Source organism: Stenotrophomonas sp. GbtcB23 (assembly GCF_019091045.1).
Lineage (GTDB): Bacteria > Pseudomonadota > Gammaproteobacteria > Xanthomonadales > Xanthomonadaceae > Stenotrophomonas > Stenotrophomonas rhizophila_A.
In genome coordinates, this window is record NZ_JAGXKC010000676.1 from 1 (window position 1) to 237 (window position 237).

Sequence of the window (237 nt, forward strand, 5' to 3'; positions counted from 1 at the left end):
CGAAGGAGCGCGGCCTGACGCTGATCAAGCCGTTTGATGAGCCGCTGGTCATTGCTGGCCAGGGGACGGCCGGCTTGGAAATCGCCGAGCAGGCGAAGGAGGAGGGTATCGAGAAAGCCGACGTGCTTGTGCCGACCGGCGGCGGTGGCCTTATTTCCGGCATCGCGCTGGCGCCGGAAGCCAAGGCGCCTGGCTTTCTGGTGCATCCATGCGGGCCGGAAGGGTTCGCTGAGGCGG

At 66.7% G+C, this 237-nt stretch carries 1 protein-coding gene; it reads left to right on the plus strand.

Annotation, left to right across the window (positions count from 1 at the left end; all coding sequences use genetic code 11):
• A partial coding sequence (locus tag KVS69_RS20535) for a pyridoxal-phosphate dependent enzyme (RefSeq protein ID WP_217540191.1) occupies positions 1-237 on the plus strand: 237 nt, incomplete at both ends.